Here is a 23,558-nt window from a genome sequence, read left to right as displayed (position 1 = left end):
GCAAATGTTGGGTTGTAGAAATGGATCTGTCCAAATTCTTTGACAGAGTCAACCACGACATTCTGATGGATAGAGTCAGCCGAGTGATAACAGATAAGCCACTCCTGAAGCTAATAAGAAGATACCTCAACGCAGGTATTATGGAGGACGGGCTTGTAAGTTCTCGGACCCAAGGGGTACCGCAAGGTTCGCCCCTCAGTCCATTGCTTTCAAATGTTATGCTCACGGAACTCGATTGGGAAATCGAATCCAGAGGACTGAGTCACGTCAGATATGCCGATGACTGCAACATATACGTTAAGTCTGAGAAAGCAGCGCAACGAGTGTTAAACAGCATCACACAATACGTGGAAGGAGAACTCAAGTTACGAGTAAATCGTGACAAGAGCGGAACCTTTCGTCCCAAGGACTCAACATTTCTCGGCTACACGTTTTCCAAAGCAGACAGTAAACGTATTGTCGTGGCGGAAAAGTCGGTGAAGAGACTATGGACGAAACTCCACAAGATGTTTAACTCAGCACGCGGAACTTCCTTAAAGAAGACGATAGAAAGAATAACTCCCGTCCTCAGGGGTTGGAGGAACTACTATCGGCTCGATACCAGAAAGAAATACTGGAGTGAAATGGACGAAAGAATTCGCCACCATCTCCGTAAACTTATCTGGATTGCATGGAAGAGACCGAAAACTAGGGCACGGAACCTGATCAAATTAGGTCTGGATCCCGAGACCGCCTGGAAGAGTTCGATGAATGGCAGAGGTGCATGGTGGAATTCGGGCCAGGCTCACATGAACCTGACCATCAAGAACCGCCGTTTTGCCAGATTAGGGTTGTATTCTCTCCGCTTTATGGCGATTTGTTAGTGAAGCGCCCACTACGGAACCGTACGGTGGGTGCTGTGAGAGGGGGACGGGGCAACCCAACCCTCTACTCGATGTGTCCATCAAAAGGATCTTAATTCCAGTCCCACAATGTGTGGGCATAAGAGGCCGCCACAATACCGGCGGTTTCAGTTCTGAAAACGAATCGGCCTAGCTGTTTCGGCTCAAATCCTTTCTCCGTCAGAAGCTGGATCTCTCGTTGGGAAAGACCGCCTTCAGGTCCGATTGCAAAAGAAACTGACTCTATTTTTTCTTCTGCTTTCTCTGAAAGAGTTGCTTGAGGCATCATGATGAAATTTTTCTGGATTCCTTCAGGATTGAAATCTTGGAGGGAGGAAAGCCAGGAAACTTTAAGCAAAGCACTTCTTTTGCATTGTTTGCACGCTGAGACGACTATTTTGTTCCAGCGTTCCATTCTTTTAAGAAGTTTGTCTCCAATTAACTTTACTTCCGAGCGATCGGCCGGAAAAACGATAAGTTCCGTTACTCCGAGTTCGCAGGCTTTTTCGACAATCCAGTCCATTTTTTCATTAGAGACTAAGGACTGAAGAAGGACGATTTTTAGAGAGTTTTCCTGCGTGTAAGCAGTTTCTAAAATCTTTACGGATGCGAAGTCTTTAGCAAAGTGGATTGTGCCTTTTGCTGAATTTCCGTTGCCGTCAAAAAGTTCGGCCTCATCATCTTCGCGCATGCGCAAAACTCTCATTGCGTGGTGTACGGCCTCCGGAGGCAAAACAACTTCTTCGCCGACTTTATAAGCGGTGTCGGGAACATAAAATCTCGGCATATATTTACGAACTTCTCTTGTGGAATTAAGTAAGAATAATACTGTTTGTCGTCTCTTTGCCTCAAGAGCTTTACTTTGAAATATTTTGAACTAAGTTCAGTATGTTATATGCGTACTCATCTTGGTAAAATGGCAGAGTCTTGAACTTCCTGCCCTATGGCAGGTTTTTAAATATATTTATCTTTCTATCATGACATCATCAGTCTCCGCTAAGACTATGGCTAATGCTTTACGTGCATTAGCCATGGACGCAGTACAGAAGGCAAAGTCTGGCCACCCGGGAATGCCGATGGGAATGGCAGATATCGCAGTTGCCCTCTGGAAAAATCATCTTCGTCACAACCCAAATAATCCGAAATGGATCGGCCGAGATCGTTTCTTGTTAAGCAACGGTCACGGTTCCATGCTTCAGTACGGGCTTCTTCATCTTTCTGGCTACGATTTGAGCCTTGATGACCTCAAGAATTTCCGTCAGCTGCACAGCAAAACCCCGGGACATCCGGAAGTTGGTGTAACTCCAGGTGTAGAGACTTCTACAGGACCACTGGGACAAGGAATTGCAAACGCTGTCGGTTTTGCTTTAGCAGAAAAAATGCTGGCTGCCGAATTTAATCGTCCTGGTTTTGACGTCATCGACAACTACACTTACGCATTCCTCGGAGACGGATGCTTGATGGAAGGAATTTCCCATGAAGTATGCTCTTTGGCCGGCGTTTGGAAGCTCAATAAACTTATCGCTCTTTATGATGATAACGGTATTTCTATCGACGGAAAGGTTGAATACTGGTTCGCTGATGATACCCGCAAACGTTTTGAATCCTATGGCTGGAATGTAATCGGCCCGATCGACGGTCATGACGCCGAAGCGGTTTCCGAAGCAATTGCTCAGGCTAAGAAGTCCGACAAACCGACTTTGATTGACTGCCGAACCATCATTGGCTTCGGCTCTCCCAATAGACAAGGCACCAGCAAAGCCCACGGAGAAGCACTCGGGGATGAAGAGATTGCAGTAACCAGAAAAGCCATCGGCTGGGAATACGGTCCTTTTGAAATTCCTGCAGAAGTTTATGAAGCTTGGGATTCCAGAGCTAAAGGCGACATGGAAGAAGCCGCATGGAATAACCTTTATGCAAAATACAAGGAAGCTTATCCGGAACTTGCCGCTGAGTTAGAACGTAGAATGGCCGGCGAACTTCCTGCTGATTGGGATGACGTTGCTTTCAATGCTATCTTGAAGGCGGTTGAAGAAGAAAAAACGGTCGCCAGCAGAAAAGCTAGCCAGATGGCTTTGAATGAGTTGGCACCGCACTTGCCTGAGTTAGTCGGCGGTTCTGCTGACCTTACCGGTTCCAATTTAACCAACTGGAACGGTGTACAGGCCTTAAGAGCAGACAACATGCTTGGCCGTCACATCAACTACGGCGTGCGTGAATTTGGTATGGGCGCCATCATGAATGGTATTGCTCTTTACGGCGGATTCATTCCATACGGCGCAACTTTCCTGACATTCTCGGACTATGAGAAGAATGCCATGAGAATGGCAGCTTTGATGAAGCTCAGAACAATTTTCGTCTATACCCACGACTCTATCGGTTTAGGCGAAGACGGCCCGACTCATCAGCCGATTGAACACTTGGCCAGCTTGAGATTGATCCCGAACATGGATGTTTGGAGACCGGCCGATACGGTTGAAACCGTTATTGCTTGGGAGAGCGCTATCGAAAGAAAGGACGGCCCGACATCTTTGATTTTCTCCCGTCAGAACCTTCCTTTCATGGTTAGAGAAGAAACTAACGCAGATGACATCGCAAAGGGCGCCTACATTTTGGAAGAAGCTCCTGCAGGCAAAGAACAGACCGAGGTTGTTCTTTTGGCTACAGGCAGCGAAGTAGCACTTGCCGCCGAAGTCAGAAAGATTTTGACTGCTGAAAATATCCAGGCTCGTTTGGTTTCCATACCTTCCACAACCGTATTTGATCGCCAAGATGAAGCCTATAAGACTGACGTTTTGGGCAACGGCTTGCCAATCGTGGCTATCGAAGCTGCTTCCACAGGACTTTGGTGGAAATACGTCAAAGGCAACGGCACTGTAATCGGACTCGATCAATTCGGAGAGTCCGCACCTGCCAAGGATCTGTTTAAACTTTATGGATTCACTGTTGAAAATATCGTGAATACTGTTAAAACCACACTTAACAAGGGGAAATAATAGATGACTATCAGAGTAGCAATTACCGGCTATGGCCGTATCGGCCGTATGGTTCTTCGTGCTTTCTATGAAGAAAAGAAATGGCCTGACATGAAAATTGTCGCTATCAACGATACAGCCAAACCTGAAGCCACAGTCCATCTTACTAAGTTCGATACAGCTCATGGTAGATTCAACGGCGATGTAGCCTGGGACGACGGCTATCTCGTTGTTAACGGCGACCGCATCAAGATGGTTTCCGAACGTGATCCGCGTAAGCTCCCTTGGAAAGATTTGGATATTGATATCGTTTTAGAGTGCACAGGCGCTTTCCGCGATAAAGAAAGCTGCATGGCTCATATCGAAGCCGGAGCAAAGAAAGTATTGATCGCCTGTCCCGGCAAAAATGTTGATGCCACCATCGTTTACGGTGTTAACCAAGACGTATTGAAAGCCAGCGACGTTGTTGTTTCCAATGCTTCCTGCACAACAAACTGCTTGGCTCCGTTTGTTAAGCCTTTGATGGAAAAAATCGGTATCGAAGACGGCATGATGACAACCGTTCATGCCTTCACAAATGACCAGGTTTTGACAGACGTTAAGCACAAAGACTTGAGAAGAGCCAGAGCTGCCGGCCATAACATCATCCCGACTAAGACAGGCGCTGCTAAGGCAGTCGGTGAAGTTATTCCCGAAATGAAAGGCAAGCTTGACGGTTACGCAATGCGTGTTCCGACAATCAACGTCTCCGTCTGCGATTTAACTTTCAACGCAACTCGTCCGACAACTGTAGAAGAAGTTAACAAGATTCTTAAAGAAGCTTCTGAATCTAAAGAACTCAAAGGAATTTTGGGCTACAACGAAATGCCTCTAGTTTCTTCTGATTTCAACCATTCTCCGTATTCTTCTATTTTCGATGCCACCTTAACTAAGGTTATCGACGGAACTCTCGTGAAAGCCGTTGCTTGGTATGACAACGAATGGGGTTTCTCCAACCGCATGCTCGACACAGCAACCGCTATGTATAACGCCAAGTAATTAGTTCGATTTGGAGCCCGAAGAAATCTTCGGGTTTCCTTTTTACAGGATTAGAAATGAAAGTTAAGACATTAGAGTCATTAGCCAAAAACGGCGAACTTAAGGGTAAGCGAGTCTTCATCCGTGCTGACTTAAACGTGCCTCGCGGTCCGACAGGCAGAATTTCCGACGACCACCGCATTCGTGAGTCTCTTCCTGCTATCAATATGGCTTTGGAAGGCGGCGCTGCCGTTATGGTCTGCTCTCACCTAGGCCGTCCTAAAGAAGGCGAACTTACTGAGAACGACAGCTTAAAGGGCGTAGCTGATTACCTTGGCAAGCTTCTCGGCAAAGAAGTTAAGTTTGCTACAAACTGGGTTGACGGTGTTGATGTTGAACCCGGTGAAGTCGTTGTTCTTGAAAACTGCCGCGGAAACGTCGGTGAAAAGAAAAATGACGAAGAACTGTCCAAGAAAATGGCTGCTCTCTGCGACATTTATGTCAATGACGCCTTCGGTACTTCCCATCGTGCTCAAGCTACTACAGAAGGTATGGCTAAGTACGCCAAAGTTGCCTGCGCCGGTCCTCTTCTGGCTAAAGAAATTGATGCTTTGACTGCTGCCGTCGGAGGCGCCGAACATCCGCTTGTTGCTGTTGTCGGCGGATCTAAAGTCTCTACTAAACTTACCATCTTGATTCACTTAGCTCCGTTGGTTGACACCTTAATTGTCGGCGGCGGCATTGCTAACACATTCTTGCTTGCTCAAGGCAAGAAGATCGGCAAGTCTTTGGCTGAACCGGAACTTGTTGATGAATGCAAGAAGGTTATGGAAGTGATGAAAACTAAGGAAGGAAAGCTTCCGTTCCCGCTCCCCGTTGACGTTGTTGTTGCCCGCCATATCGGTTACGACGCCGGTTTCAGAATCTGTGATGTTGACGATATTCAAGACGACGAAATGATTCTTGACGTTGGTCCTAAGACAAGCATGATGCTTCGCGGCGTGATGGATGGCGCAAAGACTATCATTTGGAACGGTCCTCTCGGAGTATTCGAAATGGATAACTTCAAGGAAGGAACACATGACTTAGCCCGTACAATTGCGAAAGCAACTAAGGCCGGTGCGTTCAGTATTGTTGGCGGCGGCGATACCATTGCTGCGGCAAAGGCCTTCGATGTAGCAGATAAAGTCTCCTACATTTCCACAGGCGGCGGCGCTTTCCTGGAATTCTTGGAAGGCAAGACACTTCCTGCCGTTGCAGCTCTCGAAGCAAGATTTGAAAAATAATTTTTGCTGAAAGCTCATGATGAACAAAAAGCCGGGGGAAACCCGGCTTTTTGCAAAAAGTATTTTGAAAAAGAAAAAAACGCGAATTTTTTAATAAACTAATTTTCGTTGAAACGAAATTAAGTTCAAAAACAAATGTCTTATATCAATAACACAGCCGGCTATGAAGCGTTTACCAACGCCGCTGCTGCTATTGATTTTTCTCTGCGAATGTGCCGAATGTGCTAACCCAATTTCCTTAAAGGATTTGGGCGTCTTTATATTTTTCTATCGAAAATTTTATAAAGAATAAATATATTTTTTAAATATATTTAATTAGCAAAAGATCATGAATTCGGCAATAACAAGCATAAAAGTATCTACAACTCACACAAAATTTCTCTGTACCTCCTCAGAGTTCGAGGAGTTATTGTTGAAATCAGTTTCCCATCAAATTCGCGTGTCCGCCGAGTTTTACGACACGCTAGACATCTCCATTTTTAATTTCTTATTACTTTCAAAGGAATCATCATGTTAAAAAGACAAACCTTAAAGTTGCTGTCCTCTCTGGTCATTGTCTCCGCCTTGGCTTTGACGGGATGCCAGGATAAGAAACCTTCTGAGCTGAGGGTAGGTGCTACTGCGGGCCCGCACGCTGCAAATGTGCAGAAAGCTGCTGAAGTTGCAAAGAAAGACGGCCTAAACGTGAAGGTAGTTGAGTTCACCGATTACATCACGCCGAATAAGAGCCTGGCTGAAGGAGCTCTGGACGTGGTTGTCTATCAGCATGAACCTTTCTTGAATAACTTTAACAAACAGCAAGGTACCGACCTTAAGAATATTGGCAAAGCAGTGGTACAGCCGATGGGCTTTTACTCTAACAAGATTAAAAGCCTGGAGACAGTTCCTGCAGGCGCAACGGTCGCCATCCCAAATGATCCGACCAATGAGGGCCGAGCACTGATCCTTCTTGAACAGGCCGGTCTCATTAAGCTGAAAGCCGGTGCCGGTGGTACCGCTACTGTCCATGAGATTATTGAAAATCCGAAGAAATTGAAATTTAAAGAACTCGAGGCTGCACAGTTGCCAAGAAGTTTAGAGGATGTTGATTTTGCTTGCATTCCGATGAACTATGCAATCAGCGGTTCTTTATCTCCTCAGAAACAAGGTTTTTACTTTGAGTCCAAGGATGCTCCGTACGCTTTGATTGTCATCGCCTCTCGCGCTAATAATGCAAACGATGAGCAAGTTAAGAAATTTGTGAAGGCCTTCCAATCTCCGGAAGTGGCTAAGTTTATTAAGGAGGAGTTCAAGGGTGCCGTAGTACCCGCTTGGGAATAAAAGAAGAAATTTTTTGAGTTAAAAGAGCTCATCAACAAGAGGCTGAGTTTGATGAGCTCAAAAGAAAAGCTGTTTTCCGGGAGCGGAGGACAGCTGAATGCTATTCGGGGTCCGATTAGTTAACTTGTTTTGGTACCGAAGTATTTTTTCCACAATTGGATGCACATGGCAATCGTGAATGGTCCGAGTGCAGCCAAGATACCGACAATTAAAATCAGAGAAAGATTGTTTTTGATAAACGGGATATTGCCGAAAAGATATCCTGCTCCAACGATAGAGCCTACCCAGAAGAGGGCCCCGAAACCGCTGTAAAGTTCAAATTTAACGGTGTTCATTTGAGCTGCCCCCGCAACTAACGGAGCAAAGGAACGAACAATCGGAACGAAACGGGCAAGAACAATTGTTTTACCGCCATGCTTTTCATAGAAGGAATGTGTCTTTTGAAGAGCAGATTGATCAATCCATCCAATCGAGCCGTCGTAGATTTTTTTACCCAGCCACGATCCGATGTAAAAGTTGGTTGTGTTTCCGACAATGGCACCGGCTGTAATAATCAGAATGAGAGCAATCGGGTTCATGACTCCGGTTGCCGCGGCCGCCCCCGAAATAAAAAGGAGAGAATCACCGGGCAAAAATGCGCAAATGACAATGCCTGTTTCTGCAAAGAAGATAAGGAAGAGAACTATGTAAATCCAGATCCCGTAGGCCTCGGCAACATGAAGAATAAATTGATCGGCGTTTCTAAAAAGCTCAATCGCTAGGTTAAGGAATTCCATCAAAAACTTTCTCAGTGATTCACATGACCACGTAATTCTAGACGAAAAAGGATTTTTTCACTAAGCAGGATAAGTACTAGAGCAGGTTGAAGAGAAATAGACTCAAAGCCGAAAAATTCTCTCTGTTTTCAAGAAGATGGCAAAACAGAAAAAACTTTCGGATATACAATACCGGAATGATCGAAACTGAAAAAAGAAGAGCTTTTCGGGAGATTCGTGAGCTTCCCGATCAGCTTATTAGTCAAATAGCAGCCGGAGAGGTCATTGAAAGACCTGCCTCCGTAGTAAAAGAACTTTTGGAAAACGCCATTGATGCGGGGTCTACTCATATCGAAATTAGATTGGACGGCGGCGGCATCAAACGAATATTGATCCAGGACAACGGCTGCGGGATTCCGAAAGAGTCCCTTTCGCTTGCTTTAAAACGTCACGCCACCAGTAAGGTTAGAAATTTAGATGAACTCGAATCTATTTCGAGTTTAGGATTTCGAGGCGAGGCCTTAGCATCGATTGCCAGCGTAGCTGATCTTCACCTTTCCTCTAAAGTGGAAGGGGCGGACGGCTTTTCTATTTTTAAAGAAGAAATTACGCCTGCGGCTTTGAAGAAGGGAACACGTATCGAGGTCACGGATCTTTTCTATAAAACACCGGCCCGCAGAAAATTCTTAAAAGGAGAACCAACTGAACAGGCACATTGCCTGACTTGTATCAAGCGCATCGCCTTGGCTAACCCGGAGATAGATTTTTCAGTTTTTGCAAATGGCAAAGGCGTGTTGTCTCTGCCTCCTTCAACTTTGGAGGCCAGGTTAGAGCGCATGATGCCTAAAGAATTTTTAGAGGCTCATCGCACTGTCAGTGCCGAAACTCCCTCAGTCAAATTGTACGGTTGGGTTTGTTTGCCGACAGCCGCTAAAACCCGTACGGACTGCCAGTACTTCTATGTTAACGGACGCTTTGTTAAGGACAAGGTGCTTACTCATGCTCTCCGACAAGCCTATGCAGATGTTTTGCACGGTTCTTCTCAGCCCCTGTACTGTCTGTTTTTAGAGATTGACCCGCTGAAGGTAGATGTTAATGTTCATCCGACAAAAAATGAGGTTAGATTTCGAGACTCATCTGCTATTCATCAGTTCGTATTTCATGCAGTCGAAAGCGCAATATCGCAGTCGGTTCTTGCGGATCCATTGACGGGTGAACTCACGGAAAGGGAAAGCTTTAGTGGACTTCAGGAGGATGAGCCAAAACGGACTGCTTACGGAAGTGCCGGAGAAAACAGTTTTCCGCCGAGAAAAGAATACACATTGCGCGGAGATGACGGCTACCAGCATTACTTAGATTTTTACGGAAAGAATGAGAGTTCTGCTGTGTGTGCTCAGTCAAGCTTTCCTAAGACTATTTATTCTATGAAGGCAGACGAGGCAGCAGAAGATCTTTCAGGCGGCACATCGTCTCACTTCGCTGAAGAAGTAAAGGCAGAAAGTGAGGTCTACCAACCTTTGGGGAGGGCAGTAGGACAGATAGCCGGTACTTTCATCATTGCGGAAAATGATAAAGGCATGGTCATTGTCGACATGCACGCAGCTCATGAAAGAATCGTATATGAGCGCCTGAAGAAAAGTTTCGACAGACGAGAGATAGTAACTCAACAATTCCTAATCCCCTATGTTTTCAGCGTTACCGAAGAGCAGATGGCAGTGTTTGAAGAGTGTAGGGACCAAATCGCCGAGTTGGGGCTGGATTTATCAGCTGTTGGTCCGACACAGCTTAGTTTGCGAGGAGCTCCGGTCATGCTCGACTCCAAAATCGGCAAAGAGGGCGAAGACTTAGTTCGTGATGTTCTCGAAGACATGCGAAAGTATGGGAAGTCGTCCGTTCTTGCGGAAAAACGAAATGAGGTCTTAGCAACGATTGCGTGCCACTCTGCAATTCGCGTAAACCGGCTCTTGACTCTCTCTGAAATGGATGCCGTTTTAAGAGATATGGAAAAAACTGATCGTGCTGACGAATGCAATCATGGGCGTCCAACCTGGGTTCAAATTTCACATCGAGAACTCGACGGCTTCTTTATGCGGGGAAAATAATTGACGACTCAAATACTGAAAGATGCTGATGCGGTGATGCTTCTCGGGCCGACAGCCAGCGGAAAGACTGCACTTGCGTTAAAGGCAGCCAAGATAGTGCCTTGCGAAATTATTTCTATTGACTCGGCACTGGTCTATAAAAAAATGAATATTGGAACCGCAAAGCCCACAAAAGAAGAGCTGGAACAAGTTCCTCATCACCTCATCGATATTATTGAGCCTACGGAGGCATACTCGACTGCAAGTTTTGTTTCCGACTGCGAAAGACTGGTAAAAGAAATAAGAGCCAGAGGACGTCTGCCGATAATAGTGGGCGGAACAATGCTCTACGCTAAAGCACTGAGGGAAGGTTTGTCGGAATTACCGACGAGCACACCGGAAGTAAGGGAGAAGATTGCTAATCTGCTCAAAGAAAAAGGCCTTCCTTTCCTATATGAGGAGCTTAAAAAAGTCGATCCGGACTCAGCCCAGCGCTTATCTCCAAACGATACACAAAGAATTTCGAGGGCCATAGAGGTCTATGAGTTATCCGGGCGTCCGTTGACTTCTTTTTTTGGAGAAGTAAAAGGAACGGAGTTAAATATCCCGACCTTCGCTCTCTTTCCTGAAGACAGAAAAGAACTTCATCAAAGAATAGCGCTTCGCTTTGAACAGATGTTGGAAAACGGGTTTCTTGATGAGGTTAGAAGCTTGAAAGAAATACCGGGCCTAACAAAAGATCATTCCAGCATACGCTGCGTCGGCTACCGTCAAGCGTGGGATTATCTTGACGGACTGACAAGCTTCGATGAATTTAAAGAAGCCGGGATCGCGGCTACCCGTCAGTTAGCTAAACGCCAAATCACCTGGCTAAGGTCAATGAAAGACGTAACTTTGCTAAATGGTACTTCACAGGAAAACGAAAATACTTTCTTAGAAGCGTGCCGTCTTGCTGCTAGTTAATGGCTTTTCGATTGCAGAGAATTAACCAGGCTGCGTAGGGAAGGAGAATAAGTCCGGAAGCGGCAATAACGAAAGCGTACCCGCAAACTCCGGCACCCCAAGCAGCAATTAGCGGACCAAGCGCCATTCCAACGTGTCCGGTCAAGAAATTGAATCCGTAAATCTGTCCTTTTTCTTCCGGAGGGCAGACTTGGGACAGAATAGCATTAACGGTAGGAATTAAACCTGCAACTGCAAAACCGCCTAAGAATCTCCAGAAGGTCAAGCCTTCTACGCTGTCCGGAACCACCTGAAGAGCAATAACTGCAGCAGAAAGCACAAGACAGATGAGGAGAACTTTCATAAAACCGAACTTCTGGCCGGCGGCTCCTAATAAAGGAGAAGCAATCATGACGGAGATTCCGCTGATCGAAAAAACGGTTCCGGCCACGAGTGTAATGTTATCCATGCTTCCTTGAAGTTCAGCGATATAGAGCGGGAAAATCGGCTGAAGAGAAAACAACGCCGCATAAATGACAGCCGAGCCTATCAGCATCTGCATGATGGCAGGAGACTTAAGCACGGAAAAATCAAAAAATGGCTTTTTCTCTTTGATGGGTTCGTGTTTTCCTTCTTTACAGTAAAAGAAAATTAAAACAGTAATAATGGCTAATGCCACTCCGGCAATATAAAAAGAATTCCGCATGCCGAATTGAGTGGAAAGAACGCCCCCGATGAATGGACCTCCGATTCCTCCGATTGTCATTCCTCCTTGAAGCAAGCCCATACTCAATCCGATTTTATTGTTCGGCATTGTGGTGGCCACAAGAGCAAGAAGTGCAGGATAGAGACCGGCGGACAGACCTTGAAAAACTCTCGCAGCAAACAGTCCTTCGACAGTGCTGACGAGGCCGCAAAGCGTATAACTTATAGCCAAACAAACGGACGCCCGCAAAGCCATTAATTTACGGCTTTTTCTGTCTGCAATAACTCCCCAGACCGGACCTAACAGTCCGCTGATAAAGAAGGTGACGGAAAAGACCGCTCCGGACCAAAGATTGACATCATCCGGAGCAACCTTAAGGTCTTGAACAAGATAGAGAGGCAAAAACGGTGTGACCATCGTAAAAGATAGTTCCATCAAGAAACCCGATGCCGTTAAGACAATAAGCGGGATTATCCAGCCGTTTTTGTTCATACAGATTGTTTAGAGAAGAGGTGTTTATTGTTCTTATCGGAGAAAAGGACTGAGCCAGGTGCCTCAGCCCTTTTTAGCTTTAGTACATGAATTGATAGTTAACCATCAAGTCTTGTCTGAAGCTGCCGTGCGGAGCCGCACCTGCACCGTAGGTCAACCCGAATGCATGCTGACCTTTAGTAGTCTCAATTCCGAATTTGCCTCGGAAAGAAATAGAGTCTGCAAATCTTGAGCTGTAGAAATCATCTTCAACACTAACATTTACTTTTCTCTTACCGGCAGTAGGAATGACAGCCAAATCTAACATCGTTCTGGTTCTCCAGCCGCCACCGCAAGTAAATTCATAGCCTGCATTCACGCCAACCGGGAATTGCCAAATGTTTTGATCTCCGAGGTGGACAGTGTCTCCCTCAACGTCTGTGTAATTGTCGTTTTTGAGATGAGTGAAGCGGACGCTATAGTAAGGAACCCAGCTAATGCCCCCGGCAACGAAGCTGGTTTCAAAGCGGATGCCGGCGTTAATGGCGGATCCTTTGACATGGCTGAAATCAGGTTTATCTTTGCTATAGAGGTAGCCCAGGTTTGCAATGACGTTTACTCTTTGTCCTTTCCAAGTGGAGTAAAGGTTAACGCCTCCCCAGTGAGAATCTAATTTTTCCTCATCCTCTCCGGTACGTTTTAGCTTGCCTGCTCCGCCATTAATTGAAAGGCCGAGGCGGAAGCTGTCAGCAATGACATGGTCGTAACCGAGAACAAGCCCGGCACCTTTATTTCTCATGTCTTCGTGGCTGATTCGATGGGTATAACCAAAGCCTTCTAACCAAGGATCTCCTTGCTTGTATTGAACATTCCAGCCGTTGAACAGAGGGCCGGACATGGATAAACGAGATTCAATGATATCTTGGTTGATGTTGCTTACGTCATAGCGGTTAGCGGTTGTCACCAAGGCCATGGACGGCGCAGAAACAGCTAATAAGAGTAAAGCGGAAAGTTGTGAAAGTTTCATGATTCTTTAATTAAGTTGTAGTCATTCTCTGTCTAACTACTGACAGATGGGACGTTGGTTATGGCTAATAAGACTAAGTATACAAGCAAGGTCAAAGCCAAACAAACGTCAAATCTTGGCTTGGACTGGCCACGAAAAGAAAACGACCGCTTATGCGGCCGCTTTCTTGAGCAGAAGAATTAAACGTTTAACACGTTGCCTTCCAAGTCTTCTCGCGAACCTTGTTCGAGTTTTCTTCTTTCTCTATCACGGATTTCTTCGGCTCTGCCTCCGGTCCAATAAGTGGCATTTTTAATACCTAAAGCTTCCGGATGGAAAACAGGGTCTAAACCAATTGACTTTTGTTTTTCGTAATCCTTGAGACTGACAAAGGCTTGTTTGTGCATAAGAAGAATAGCAATGACGTTAAGCCAAGCCATTAAACCTACACCGATATCGCCGATTGCCCATGCCAGTTCTGCAGTTTTGATGGCGCCGAAAACCGTAGCGCACAAGAATAAGAACTTAAGAAGGAAGTAAAGGGTCGGCATCTTGAGCTTTCTATTCAAGTATGCAACGTTTGTTTCTGCGATATAGAAGTAAGCCAGGATTGTAGTGAAGGCAAAGAAGAACAAAGCGACAGCAACGAAAGCTTGACCAAAGCCCGGCATTAAGCTTTCGACGGCAGCTTGAGTGTAGGCCGGTCCGGTCGCTACGTTTTTTAAACCCTCGAAAATATGATTATTGTCCGGGCCGACGACGTTGTAGCTTCCGGTAATCAAAATCATGAAAGCGGTTGCAGAGCAGACAAGCAATGTATCTACGTAAACAGAGAAGGCCTGAACTAAACCTTGTTTAACCGGGTGACTGACGGAGGCTGCACTAGATGCGTGAGGACCTGTGCCCTGACCGGCTTCATTGGAATAGATGCCGCGCTTGACACCCCAGGAGACGGCCATACCGAGGATGGCACCGAAACCTGCATCCATGCCGAAAGCACTGCTGACGATAAGCTTCAGGATGTCTGCAAGCATATCCACATGCATGAAGACAATAACTAAAGCCACAATCACATAGGCTTGAGCCATGAAAGGAACAACCAGGGCAGTGAAGGCGGCAATGCGTTTTACACCGCCGAAGATAATGAAGCTAAGGAGTGCTGCAACGACAGCAGCGGAAATTGCCGGAGTAATGCCGAAAGCGTTTTCCATACTGACGGCAATTGCGTTGGATTGAACGCCGGGAAGAAAAAGGCCGCAGGCGAAGATGGTGACGATAGCAAATAACCAAGCAAACCACTTAACGCCGAGACCGCGTTCGATATAGAAGGCGGGACCACCACGGTATTCACCGTTAATTTTTTCCTTGTAGATTTGGCCGAGGGTGGATTCTACAAAGGCGGAGCTAGCGCCTAAGAAGGCAACCATCCACATCCAGAAAACGGCGCCCGGACCTCCGAAGGTAATTGCCGTAGCAACACCGGCAATGTTGCCGGTACCTACACGGCCTGCAAGTGTCATGGACAGAGCTTGGAAAGAAGAGACGCCTGTGACGGTGTCTTTAGGCTGAAACAAGAGCTGCCACATATGCTTTAAGTGGCGAAGCTGCAGGAAGCCGCCTTTTAAGGACAAGAACAACCCTGCACCCAAACATAAATACACCAAAGCCGGGGACCAAACCCAGGCATTTACGGTGTTGACAATCGATTCCATTTTTTCCCCTTTGCAAGGTTGTTAAACCATGACATAAAAATTACAACAAATAAAAAGGGCATGTCACAAATTGAAATACTTTTTTTGTTGCAAAAAGGAAAGTACTGAGGCTGACGAGTTTCCAAGAAAAAGAGCGAGGACAAAGCCTCGCTCGGTAATCAGTTAGGACCGGTTTATTTAACTACGCAACCCGGAGCTCCTTCAGGACGAGCCTCGATTTCACCGATACGGTACACGGTTTCACCGGCCTCGCGGAAAAGCTTCATAGCTTCTTCGGCCTTGTCGGCTGCAACAATTACGGCCATACCGATACCGTTATTGAATACTCGGTACATTTCATGATCTTCGATATTGCCTTTTTCTTGAAGCCAATTGAAGATTTCCGGGCGCGGCCAAGAACCGGCTTTGATAACTGCCTGTGTATTGTCCGGAAGAATTCTGGGAACGTTTTCCAACAAACCGCCGCCGGTGATATGGGCCATTCCTTTAATTTCCACTTTTTCCATAACGGAAAGAACCGGTTTGACATAAATTCTTGTCGGTTCCATGACGGCATCGGCAAGAGTCTTATCTCCGATTTTTTCTTCCCAAGAAGCACCGCTGACTTCAATGACTTTACGGATAAGAGAGAAACCGTTGGAGTGAGGGCCGCTGGAAGTTAAACCAAGAACCACGTCGCCCGGAACAATAGATTTTCCGTCAATGATATTTGCTTTATCGACTACGCCGACAGCAAAACCAGCCAAGTCATATTCGCCTTCCGGATACATTCCCGGCATTTCCGCTGTTTCACCGCCGATTAAAGCACAACCGGCAAGTTCACAGCCGCGGGCAACACCGCCGACTACTTTTTCTGCTACGTCGACATCGAGGTGACCGCAGGCAAAGTAGTCAAGGAAGAATAAAGATTTGGCACCCTGAACGAGGATGTCATTGACGCTCATGCCGACCAAATCCTGACCGACAGAGTCATGTTTATTGAGAAGGAAGGCAAGCTTAAGCTTTGTACCGACGCCGTCTGTGCCGGTTACAAGGACGGGTTCCTTGTAATCCTTTGAGACTTCAAACATAGCGCCGAATCCGCCGATAGAGCCGAGTACTCCGGGGATTAAAGTCTTCTTGGCTAAAGGTTTGATTCTTTCAACCAGTTCGTCTCCGGCATCAATAGAAACACCGGAGTCTGCATAAGATAATGGTTTTGTCATCGGAATTGAGAAAAAAGCTAAAAAGATTAAGCAATTCTAGCAAGCTATCCGAGGAAAAGTAACTTTTCCTCGGATAGCCCCGATTCCGAATGCATGGATTCTTTTCAGTCTTTCAAGTAAGTGAGGTTCTTTACAGACTCATCGACTTTGTAAGTCAAAAAATTACTGTCAGAGGCTAAAAAGATCATGGTGGCTGGAGTAGAGCCGAAATTTCTTCTCAATAAAGAGAAGAACCCACGCGAGAATTTCGGTTCCTCAGCATTTCTCTTCCGCAGCTCTTTGCTGAGCTTGCTCCATCTGCAAGATTCAAACATAGGTGCCTCCTAAAGTAATAGTCAAAAAGCCGACCTCTCCAGAGGCGGAGGAGAAGTTTATCTAGGTAGAAACTCTTAGTCAAATGCCTTGAACGTCAATAATTCTCGAAATGAGAACTGAGTAGCAAGAAATAGTGTGAGGCAAGAGCGGCCGTCGGAGGATCTGCGTCAAATTGTGAGACTTCTTTGAACGGCTGTTCAAAGAAGTGGAGAAGCGAATAAATTGCGACAACTCGAAACTACGAGAAAGGTAAGGATTCAAACAACTCGGCGGCATTCCTTTGAGCCTGCTCGATAATTCTTCTTCCTTTGACCACTCGGTCCAAAGCAGAGTCCGCTTCGGATTGTGCCCACCAATCTGCAAATTTTCTCAGTTCGCTGTTTTCCAGATCTCTGTCTCGGCGTGTGACCAGGCTCATAATCCACGGCGCTCTTTCCCAACCGGGAAGAATAGGTACTAAATCTCCGTTCTTAATTTCCTCTAATACATGTCCGAAATACAAATCGGTTGTAATTCCTTGATGGTTTAGGAGGAGTCTTTTAATGGCGAGCTGATCGTGAGTGAGAAACAAGGTCTTCCACTGCAGCAGATTGGATTGCTGCGAGCCTTTGTAAAGGAATCGCGTGAGAAGATGAGTTTTGGTTTTAAGAAGCAAACCAGTGTGTTTCTTGAGATCCTCTACAGTGCGGGGAAGGCCGTAACGTCTTAAATACTCCGGCGAGCAAAGCACAGGAGTTGAAGTTTGCATGAACGGCCGGACCACAAAATTTGTTTCATCCATTAATCTTTTATTTACGACGAGGACGTCAGCTTCGTCATTCATCAGAGCGTCAGGCCCGGCTTCGGGAACTACTTCAAAACTGACCATAGGATGCGTCCTAGAGTATGCCAAGAGTTTCTGAGAATAAAACTCTTGCATGATCTCAATTGGTGAACCGATGCGGATTAAACATTTAGACGCAACGCCTTTTGAAAAATCCAGCATCTGGCGGAAGCTTTTGAGGATCGGCTCGGCAAGAGAAACAATAATTTCACATTTTTTTGTAGGCTTGAAAGGTCGTTTGCTTTTATCCAGTAGTTCGTAGCCCAGTTCTTTCTCTAAAGAAGTGATAAGTCTAGATACCTTGGGTATGTCCATATCCAGCAGCAGGGCGGTCTTAGAAACATTTCCTGTTTTGGCGGTCAATACAAGAGCTTCCCAAGCTTCAAGATTTTGCGAAATATTCATGGAAAAACCTTTAGAGGGTTTGTACTTAGTTTCTTTTTCTCGTAAATAGCGATTTTAACTATTTGAATTAAAAGGTTAAAAATCATTATCTCACTAGTTTGTGAATTTTACAAACTTCTTTTCAAAAATACGATTTCAGAAAAAGCTGTTTTTGAAAAAATACAAGCACCCCAAATAAAAAAGAGTCCCCCAAAATGAAAAAACTACTTCTCATCCCAAGTAAGAGATTGAAGCTGTAGAAAGCGTTCTCTTTCCGTTAAAGATCAAATAAAAAGCCGCCGATTTATTAACACAGTCAGTTTTACCAGGACGTACTGTGAATAGGGAAACCTTGCTCTAAATCAGCCGGTTCGTGCTTATCGGCAGCTGATTTTTATTCTACAGCACGAATTGGCATCAATTTCTTAGGAGAAAAAATGAAAAAGATCCTTCTCGCCCTTGCAGGCCTTGCCGCCGGTTCGGCTGCCTTCTGTGCCTCAAATGTTACTCTCTACGGCATCATTGAAGAGGGCGTATTGGTACAAAAACCAAAACATCAAGATACAACGGTCCAGCTTAAAAGTGCTTTTGACTTAGGTTCTCGCTGGGGGCTTCGCGGACAGGAAGATTTAGGAAACGGCTACAGCGTAGGCTTCACGCTTGAACAAGGTTTTTCACCGGATACCGGCGCCACAGCTAATACCACTTATGGAGCTAATGCATTCACCCGTGAATCCGTCCTTTGGATTCAGAGCGAAAGCTTAGGCCGTCTGGCTTTCGGACGTGCAGCCACCTTAGGATCAGGTCTCGGTACTTATGACATGCAGACCGGATACGCATTCATGAACGGTTACGGCCTAATCGGCTGGGATAACTGTATGAATAATTTCCTCCGCACCAATAACAACATCATTTACCGTTCTCCTAATCTCAATGGTTGGACAATCGGATTGATGTATTCAAACGGCATTAAAGACGACACCAACAAATGGTCAGACAATTGGCATTATTACGGCGCCGGCGTGAAGTATGCAAAAGGGGCAGTGAAATCCTCTTTGATATTTGAAGTTGAGTCAAAAGACAAATCGGTCGATCCTGCTGTCCAAGCTAAATATGCCCTGAACTATGGCATCGAATACAACACCGGAAGCTGGACTCCGATGTTCACTTATCGTTTTGTTACCCAAGACAAGAACCTTAAAGCTCATAAATTCGGTCTTTCCGCAATTGTTCCTTATGCCGGAGGTCGCTTCAAAGTTGCTGCCGCTTATATGTTCGGCAAAGACGAAAGAATTACTGTCGGTACCGACAAAGTCAATCATTGGCAAACAGGCGTGGCCTACGAATATCCGCTCTCTAAGAGAACGGTTCTTAAAGCTTCCGCCGGGTACGCAGGTTCCGGAAAAGGCTGGAAAGAATACGGTTATGCCAATGACGGGAACATCTACAACGCATGGCAGGTGTATGCAGGTATGCACCATTTCTTCTAATTCATCTCTGAACTTGTTTTTACAAGTTAGCTAATTTGGAGATTTCAATGGAATTATCAAAATTAACCAGAAGAAGTTTTAATAAAGCCGCCGCTTTTTCTTCAGCTGCACTTTCCTTAGGAGCATTGTCTTCCGGTTTGAAAGAAGCCAAGGCCGCTCCTATACCAATCAAAAATGCAGAACAGGATGAAACCAAGATTATTAAGACAAACTGCAGAGCCTGTATTTTCAATTGCGGTGTCCTGGCTCACGTTAGAAACGGCAGAGTCGTCAAACTTGAAGGCAATCCTGAATACCCGATGACCAAGGGCTCCATGTGTGCAAAAGGGCTGTCCGGTCTTAATGCTTTGTACCATCCGAACCGCAACAAGTATCCGATGATTCGAGTCGGAGAAAGAGGCGAAAACAAATGGAAGAGAATTTCTTGGGAAGAAGCAATCGACACCATTGCCAAGAAACTCATGGAAACACGTGAAAAATACGGTGCAGAAAGTGTTTTCTGTTCCACCGGAGGCGGCGGAAATCCGGCCTTCCGAAGCATCGCTCGGTTCTGCAATATCTTCGGCACACCTAACTGGTATGAACCGGGCTGCGCACAGTGCTACCTCCCCCGTACTTTGGCTTATGGAATCATGTACGGCGGTCCTTCCACCTCTATCGCAGACGAAAGTGCATTAGAAATTTATGTTCCCAATACTCCGATGAAATCTTTCGTTTGTTGGGGTACTGATCCGTCTTACAGCTGTCCGGCCGGCGGCGGAAGAGCTTTGGCTGAACTGCGTGCCCGCGGAGTCAAATCGGTGTCCATCGATCCACGCTTTACACCGGATGCGGCTAAGGCTGATGTTTGGCTGCCGATTCGTCCGGGAACCGATGTTGCCTTGATGTTGGCTTGGATCAATTACATCATCGAGCACAAGCTGTATGACCAAGATTTCGTGATGCATTGGACGAACTTGCCTTATCTGGTCAATACCAAGACAAAAATGTTCTTGCGTCCTAATGAGATCGTTGAAGGAGGAAATCCTAAGGACTACGTGGTTTGGGATACCAAGACCGGAAGCCCGAAGGTCATGCCGTATCCTTGGGACGACAATTTATCTCCGGCCTTAGAAGGTACCTTTGAATATAAGGGACAGCAATACAAGACCGGCTTCACATTGCTGAAAGAACAAGCAACTCCTTACACCATTGAAAAGGCAGCAGAAATTTGCTGGCTGGTTCCGGAAAAGATTGTAGAAGCAATTAAGATTTTTGTTGACGGTCCTTCCGGTATTGCCTTAGGTGTGGCAACCGACCAGTTCCCGAACTCCGTAGAAGCAGCTATGGGCTCCGTCATTTTGAACGGTTTAATGGGCTACGTAGAGAAACCCGGAACTATGATGCAGCGTTTCCCGTCCGGCGGAACGGCGCCGGCAGGTTCCTTGGCCCCTAGAGCTCAGCATTGCTTGCCCCATGAACAGTTGTTGAAGAGACTTGGAGGTACCGAGTTTAAAGGTCTGCTTCAGTGGGATGCTGCATCGCCGACAGCAATTTTGAATGCCATCTTAACTGAAAAGCCTTATCCGCTTAAAGTTTGGCTCGAAAGATCCGGCAATAAGTTCAATGTTCTCGGCAACGCCTCTTCTTGGGAACCGGCTATCAAGAAGTTGGATTTTGTGGTTCATATGTACATGTACCCGACTTCCTTCTCCACTTATGCAGATATGCTTCTGCCGACAACCGAGTGGCTTGAAACCAATATGCTGATTGACTGCATGAACTACGTTTTTGCCCGTCAAGCCGTTACTCATACCTATGAAACCGTAGATGAAACCTTAATCTGGTCTTGGATCTTGCGCCGCTGCGCAGAATTGGGACATGAAGGCTGTCAGAAGGCTTTAGATCCTGAATTCATGGGTGCTGAGCTGCCTCTTTGGAAGACAATGGAAGAACTTCTTGATGCGAAGCTCAAACGTCATAACGTAACATGGAAAGAGGTCAAAGAAGGAAAGAACCCGATCCAGTACATGCCGATGGAAAAATGGGCACAGTACTACGTTTATAAGAAGATCAATCCGAAGACAAATCTTCCGTTAGGCTTCCATACTCCGTCTAAGAAGTTGGAGTTGTACGGCGAGGTCTTCATCAATTTAGGACGCACGGGAATGCCGTATGTGAAGAAGCCGCTGCCCGCAGCTTCTAAGGATTACTCTCCGCTTCCGTTCTACATGGAGCCTTCCGAAAGTCCTAATCGTGAAATAGCCAAGAAGTATCCTTTGGTAATGACCAATGGCCGTCTTCCTATGTATCACCACGGTACGCTCAGAAACAATCCGATCTCCAGAGAAATCTATCCTCTGCCTGAAATCTGGGTTAATCCGGCCGATGCTAAGAAGTATGGCGTTGCCCAAGGCGATTGGACTTGGGTCGAAAACGACAGAGGCAAGATTAGAGCTAAATGCCGCGTAACCGAAGGTATTCCGGAAGGAATTGTTTATCAGGAAAGATTCTGGAATCCAGAAACACTCAATACACCGACAAGAGGCTGGAAGGAAATGAATGTAAACGTGTTGACCAAAAACACACCTCCTTTCAACGATGTAGTCGGTACTTATACCTTGAGAGGATTCCAGGTGAAGATTTCTAAAGCCGATAAAGGCCCGGACGGCGTTTGGAGCAAACCGGAAGATTTCAAAGTTTGGATGCCTTCCAACAATGTTTCAGAAACCTCAGTCCCCACCTACCCTGAGCATGGGAGTAAAAAATAATGGCACAGAAAACTTTAGTTATTGATTTGGATCGCTGCATTGGATGTTATGCATGCGAAGCCGCATGTAAATTAGAAAATAACGTTCCGATGGGTGTTTACTACAATAAAGTTCTAACCATCGGACCTGTTGGAAAATATCCGGATATCCACCAGTATTTTCTTCCTACCGTCTGTCAAAACTGTAAGGACGCTCCTTGCTTGAAAGTATGTCCAACAGGAGCTACTTACAAGACGGAAGACGGGCAGATTCTCGTAAACAAAGAGAAGTGCATCGGCTGCAAGATGTGTATCGCAGCATGTCCTTACGGTGCTCGTTCATTTAATCCGGAAAGCAAAGTGGTTGAGAAGTGCACCCTTTGCCGCCACTTGCAGGAAGTCGATGAAAAACCGGCATGCGTTAAAGCCTGCTGTGCCGGGGCACGATTCTTCGGAGATATCGATGATCCTGAAAGCGATGTTTCCAAGGCAATTGCTGCTGCCGGCCCAGAAAACGTTCATTCAATGCCTGATGTCGGCAACAAACCGACGGTTCGCTACATTCTTCATAAGAAGACGGGCGAATGGCAGGTGAAACCTCCGAAGATGTTGTAAGGAGAAGCTCAGATGGGCATGGATTTAATTCTTATTTGTTTTGCAGCATTAGCCTGTCTGAGCTCGGGTTTGGTTTTTTCAGCATCTTTTCTCCAGTTGAAGGGCCGGACGGAAACAATCGGTGCCCTTCAATTCGGAGGAGCTGTTCTGCTGATAACCGCGGCCGGTGCAATGGGTCTTGTCAGTCTCGGCAGACCCGAGATGTTTCTAGGCGCACTGGCTCACCCGGGTACAGGGATCTTTTTCGAATTGATCGGCACTCTTTTGCTCTGTTTCGGAGCGGTTTGTTGGTTGATCGCATTTTGGAGAGATTCGTCAGAGACAATTTTGAAATTCTTTGCGGTTTTTGCGGCGGCAGGCGCTATATGTCTGCTGTTCGGAGTCGGCCGGAGCTTTGTGATGCCCTGGCGCGAAACTTTAAACAGCTGGCTAGTGGTTCCCTTGTTTTTTATTTTTGCACTTGAGGCAGCCGGCTTTGCTTATGCAGCGGCAGAGAGTGCGACTGATAAGGAATTCCAATCTGGCAATCCGGCACTGATTTTCAGTTTGGTGGGAGCGCTTTGTCTCGGCGGCTATTTAATGCAGATTATGTATTCGAGTTCTAACGACGGAAAAGACGCAGCGCTTTCAGTTCTCACGGGAGAACCGGCAGTCGTTTTTTGGTGCGGTGTCGTAGTTATGGGTTTAATTGTTCCGGCAGTTTTGGCTTGCAGAAAATTAGGACAGATTCCTTTTCGCAATGCTGCAGGGCTGGTCGCGGCGGTTATCGGATCCGCATCCTTTCAGACAATCTTGCTTGTAATTGGCACAGCGTCTTGGCAATTTTTTAAGAGATAGCCGAAGAGC

The 23,558-nt window shown here is 46.1% G+C and carries 20 protein-coding genes; 12 read left to right on the top strand and 8 right to left on the bottom strand.

All coding sequences use genetic code 11. The features are described 5' to 3' along the window. A partial coding sequence (locus ACYQ4O_RS06925; RefSeq protein ID WP_460175171.1) for a reverse transcriptase domain-containing protein occupies positions 1-863 on the top strand: 863 nt, incomplete at its 5' end. A gap of 91 nt (positions 864-954) precedes the next feature. Here the strand turns inward: ACYQ4O_RS06925 and ACYQ4O_RS06920 are convergent. Then, a complete protein-coding gene (locus ACYQ4O_RS06920; protein ID WP_308513000.1) occupies positions 955-1,668 on the bottom strand; it encodes a 16S rRNA (uracil(1498)-N(3))-methyltransferase in 714 nt (237 codons plus the stop codon). Positions 1,669-1,858: 190 nt separating this feature from the next. Here ACYQ4O_RS06920 and tkt point away from each other — a divergent pair, with 190 nt between their 5' ends. From tkt to ACYQ4O_RS06900, 4 genes are all read left to right on the top strand, one after another. Beyond that, positions 1,859-3,877, top strand: coding sequence for a transketolase (tkt, locus tag ACYQ4O_RS06915; protein WP_460175170.1), 2,019 nt, complete (start codon positions 1,859-1,861; stop codon positions 3,875-3,877). Between the two features lie 3 nt (positions 3,878-3,880). Continuing rightward, positions 3,881-4,894, top strand: coding sequence for a type I glyceraldehyde-3-phosphate dehydrogenase (gene gap, locus ACYQ4O_RS06910; RefSeq protein WP_277039746.1), 1,014 nt, complete (start codon positions 3,881-3,883; stop codon positions 4,892-4,894). Between the two features lie 56 nt (positions 4,895-4,950). After that, positions 4,951-6,159, top strand: a complete 1,209-nt coding sequence (locus ACYQ4O_RS06905) for a phosphoglycerate kinase (protein WP_460175169.1) — start codon at positions 4,951-4,953, stop codon at positions 6,157-6,159. 510 nt (positions 6,160-6,669) lie between these two features. Continuing rightward, a complete protein-coding gene (locus ACYQ4O_RS06900; RefSeq protein WP_460175168.1) occupies positions 6,670-7,479 on the top strand; it encodes a MetQ/NlpA family ABC transporter substrate-binding protein in 810 nt (269 codons plus the stop codon). Between the two features lie 119 nt (positions 7,480-7,598). Here the strand turns inward: ACYQ4O_RS06900 and ACYQ4O_RS06895 are convergent, their stop codons facing one another. Next, a complete protein-coding gene (locus ACYQ4O_RS06895) occupies positions 7,599-8,255 on the bottom strand; it encodes a VTT domain-containing protein (protein WP_308512996.1) in 657 nt (218 codons plus the stop codon). Between the two features lie 176 nt (positions 8,256-8,431). On the opposite strand from ACYQ4O_RS06895, the gene mutL reads away from it, so the two are divergent. Then, entirely contained in the window at positions 8,432-10,336 is a 1,905-nt protein-coding gene (gene mutL / locus ACYQ4O_RS06890; protein WP_460175167.1) for a DNA mismatch repair endonuclease MutL, read from the top strand. Positions 10,337-10,372: 36 nt separating this feature from the next. Beyond that, the gene (gene miaA, locus ACYQ4O_RS06885) at positions 10,373-11,278 is read left to right on the top strand and encodes a tRNA (adenosine(37)-N6)-dimethylallyltransferase MiaA (RefSeq protein ID WP_460175172.1); all 906 of its coding nucleotides are present in this window, start codon (positions 10,373-10,375) and stop codon (positions 11,276-11,278) included. Here the strand turns inward: miaA and ACYQ4O_RS06880 are convergent. Together ACYQ4O_RS06880 and ACYQ4O_RS06875 are read right to left on the bottom strand one after the other, a co-directional pair. Beyond that, complete coding sequence (locus tag ACYQ4O_RS06880; RefSeq protein ID WP_308512993.1) at positions 11,271-12,455, bottom strand: MFS transporter; 1,185 nt, start codon at positions 12,453-12,455, stop codon at positions 11,271-11,273. The genes miaA and ACYQ4O_RS06880 overlap by 8 nt on opposite strands. A gap of 79 nt (positions 12,456-12,534) precedes the next feature. Beyond that, entirely contained in the window at positions 12,535-13,461 is a 927-nt protein-coding gene (locus ACYQ4O_RS06875) for an autotransporter outer membrane beta-barrel domain-containing protein (RefSeq protein ID WP_308512992.1), read from the bottom strand. A 60-nt stretch (positions 13,462-13,521) separates the two neighbouring features. Here ACYQ4O_RS06875 and ACYQ4O_RS06870 point away from each other — a divergent pair, with 60 nt between their 5' ends. Next, complete coding sequence (locus ACYQ4O_RS06870) at positions 13,522-13,644, top strand: hypothetical protein (protein ID WP_460175166.1); 123 nt, start codon at positions 13,522-13,524, stop codon at positions 13,642-13,644. On the opposite strand, the gene ACYQ4O_RS06865 is transcribed toward ACYQ4O_RS06870, so the two are convergent. From ACYQ4O_RS06865 to ACYQ4O_RS06850, 4 genes are all read right to left on the bottom strand, one after another. Next, positions 13,641-15,152, bottom strand: coding sequence for an alanine/glycine:cation symporter family protein (locus ACYQ4O_RS06865; protein WP_460175165.1), 1,512 nt, complete (start codon positions 15,150-15,152; stop codon positions 13,641-13,643). The two genes, ACYQ4O_RS06870 and ACYQ4O_RS06865, sit on opposite strands and share 4 nt — an antisense overlap. Positions 15,153-15,325: 173 nt before the next feature. Then, a complete protein-coding gene (gene purM, locus ACYQ4O_RS06860; protein ID WP_308512990.1) occupies positions 15,326-16,357 on the bottom strand; it encodes a phosphoribosylformylglycinamidine cyclo-ligase in 1,032 nt (343 codons plus the stop codon). Positions 16,358-16,461: 104 nt separating this feature from the next. Next, a complete protein-coding gene (locus ACYQ4O_RS06855) occupies positions 16,462-16,671 on the bottom strand; it encodes a hypothetical protein (RefSeq protein WP_066593721.1) in 210 nt (69 codons plus the stop codon). 239 nt (positions 16,672-16,910) lie between these two features. After that, a complete protein-coding gene (locus ACYQ4O_RS06850) occupies positions 16,911-17,900 on the bottom strand; it encodes a LysR family transcriptional regulator (RefSeq protein ID WP_460175164.1) in 990 nt (329 codons plus the stop codon). A 416-nt stretch (positions 17,901-18,316) separates the two neighbouring features. On the opposite strand from ACYQ4O_RS06850, the gene ACYQ4O_RS06845 reads away from it, so the two are divergent. Genes ACYQ4O_RS06845 through ACYQ4O_RS06830 form a run of 4 tightly spaced genes read left to right on the top strand, consistent with a single transcriptional unit; the run spans position 18,317 to position 23,549 of the window. Further along, a complete protein-coding gene (locus ACYQ4O_RS06845) occupies positions 18,317-19,369 on the top strand; it encodes a porin (RefSeq protein ID WP_308512988.1) in 1,053 nt (350 codons plus the stop codon). A 47-nt stretch (positions 19,370-19,416) separates the two neighbouring features. Beyond that, complete coding sequence (locus tag ACYQ4O_RS06840) at positions 19,417-22,119, top strand: molybdopterin-containing oxidoreductase family protein (RefSeq protein WP_460175163.1); 2,703 nt, start codon at positions 19,417-19,419, stop codon at positions 22,117-22,119. Further along, complete coding sequence (locus ACYQ4O_RS06835; RefSeq protein WP_066593710.1) at positions 22,119-22,712, top strand: 4Fe-4S dicluster domain-containing protein; 594 nt, start codon at positions 22,119-22,121, stop codon at positions 22,710-22,712. The genes ACYQ4O_RS06840 and ACYQ4O_RS06835 overlap by 1 nt, the downstream gene beginning before the upstream one ends. Before the next feature lie 12 nt (positions 22,713-22,724). Further along, the gene (locus ACYQ4O_RS06830; RefSeq protein WP_460175162.1) at positions 22,725-23,549 is read left to right on the top strand and encodes a hypothetical protein; all 825 of its coding nucleotides are present in this window, start codon (positions 22,725-22,727) and stop codon (positions 23,547-23,549) included. Positions 23,550-23,558 lie beyond the last annotated feature (9 nt).

Source organism: Turicimonas sp. TL08 (assembly GCF_054660695.1).
Note: the sequence above shows the minus strand (reverse complement) of the source record. Positions and strands in the feature narration are given on the sequence as shown.

What these genes read in the sequence shown, in the direction of transcription:
- ACYQ4O_RS06920 (WP_308513000.1), bottom strand. Translation starts at nt 1,668, where the DNA reads ATGCCGAGATTTTATGTTCCCGACACCGCTTATAAAGTCGGCGAAGAA.
- tkt (WP_460175170.1), top strand. Translation starts at nt 1,859, where the DNA reads ATGACATCATCAGTCTCCGCTAAGACTATGGCTAATGCTTTACGTGCA.
- gap (WP_277039746.1), top strand. Translation starts at nt 3,881, where the DNA reads ATGACTATCAGAGTAGCAATTACCGGCTATGGCCGTATCGGCCGTATG.
- ACYQ4O_RS06905 (WP_460175169.1), top strand. Translation starts at nt 4,951, where the DNA reads ATGAAAGTTAAGACATTAGAGTCATTAGCCAAAAACGGCGAACTTAAG.
- ACYQ4O_RS06900 (WP_460175168.1), top strand. Translation starts at nt 6,670, where the DNA reads ATGTTAAAAAGACAAACCTTAAAGTTGCTGTCCTCTCTGGTCATTGTC.
- ACYQ4O_RS06895 (WP_308512996.1), bottom strand. Translation starts at nt 8,255, where the DNA reads ATGGAATTCCTTAACCTAGCGATTGAGCTTTTTAGAAACGCCGATCAA.
- mutL (WP_460175167.1), top strand. Translation starts at nt 8,432, where the DNA reads ATGATCGAAACTGAAAAAAGAAGAGCTTTTCGGGAGATTCGTGAGCTT.
- miaA (WP_460175172.1), top strand. Translation starts at nt 10,373, where the DNA reads ATGCTTCTCGGGCCGACAGCCAGCGGAAAGACTGCACTTGCGTTAAAG.
- ACYQ4O_RS06880 (WP_308512993.1), bottom strand. Translation starts at nt 12,455, where the DNA reads ATGAACAAAAACGGCTGGATAATCCCGCTTATTGTCTTAACGGCATCG.
- ACYQ4O_RS06875 (WP_308512992.1), bottom strand. Translation starts at nt 13,461, where the DNA reads ATGAAACTTTCACAACTTTCCGCTTTACTCTTATTAGCTGTTTCTGCG.
- ACYQ4O_RS06870 (WP_460175166.1), top strand. Translation starts at nt 13,522, where the DNA reads ATGGCTAATAAGACTAAGTATACAAGCAAGGTCAAAGCCAAACAAACG.
- ACYQ4O_RS06865 (WP_460175165.1), bottom strand. Translation starts at nt 15,152, where the DNA reads ATGGAATCGATTGTCAACACCGTAAATGCCTGGGTTTGGTCCCCGGCT.
- purM (WP_308512990.1), bottom strand. Translation starts at nt 16,357, where the DNA reads ATGACAAAACCATTATCTTATGCAGACTCCGGTGTTTCTATTGATGCC.
- ACYQ4O_RS06855 (WP_066593721.1), bottom strand. Translation starts at nt 16,671, where the DNA reads ATGTTTGAATCTTGCAGATGGAGCAAGCTCAGCAAAGAGCTGCGGAAG.
- ACYQ4O_RS06850 (WP_460175164.1), bottom strand. Translation starts at nt 17,900, where the DNA reads ATGAATATTTCGCAAAATCTTGAAGCTTGGGAAGCTCTTGTATTGACC.
- ACYQ4O_RS06845 (WP_308512988.1), top strand. Translation starts at nt 18,317, where the DNA reads ATGAAAAAGATCCTTCTCGCCCTTGCAGGCCTTGCCGCCGGTTCGGCT.
- ACYQ4O_RS06840 (WP_460175163.1), top strand. Translation starts at nt 19,417, where the DNA reads ATGGAATTATCAAAATTAACCAGAAGAAGTTTTAATAAAGCCGCCGCT.
- ACYQ4O_RS06835 (WP_066593710.1), top strand. Translation starts at nt 22,119, where the DNA reads ATGGCACAGAAAACTTTAGTTATTGATTTGGATCGCTGCATTGGATGT.
- ACYQ4O_RS06830 (WP_460175162.1), top strand. Translation starts at nt 22,725, where the DNA reads ATGGGCATGGATTTAATTCTTATTTGTTTTGCAGCATTAGCCTGTCTG.